The organism is Paenibacillus sp. KS1, assembly GCF_001680695.1.
Taxonomy (GTDB): Bacteria; Bacillota; Bacilli; order Paenibacillales; family Paenibacillaceae; genus Paenibacillus_B; species Paenibacillus_B suaedae.
In genome coordinates this window covers 1-238 of record NZ_MAIS01000389.1, presented here as the reverse complement: position 1 = coordinate 238, position 238 = coordinate 1, and the positions used below count along the sequence as shown (strand labels likewise).

At 55.5% G+C, this 238-nt stretch carries 1 protein-coding gene; it reads left to right on the top strand.

Annotated elements, in window-relative coordinates:
* Window positions 1-7: 7 nt before the first annotated feature.
* Window positions 8-238: RHS repeat-associated core domain-containing protein (locus tag BBG47_RS31360; protein ID WP_368072474.1), on the top strand; the 231-nt coding region annotated here is incomplete at its 3' end.

Here is a 238-nt window from a genome sequence, read left to right as displayed (position 1 = left end):
AGATGTTGTGCGCATCACGAACCGTCTCGGGAGCATCCTGAACAGCTATGAGTACGATGCCTTCGGCCAGACGGTATCTGCCACAGAGAGCATTCCGAACCGCTTCCGCTACGCGGGCGAGCAGTTCGACGCGATCACGCAGCAATACTACCTGCGTGCAAGGTTCTACAATCCGGTCATTGCCCGTTTCACGCAAGAGGACGAGTATCGTGGTGATGGTCTCAACCTGTATGCGTAT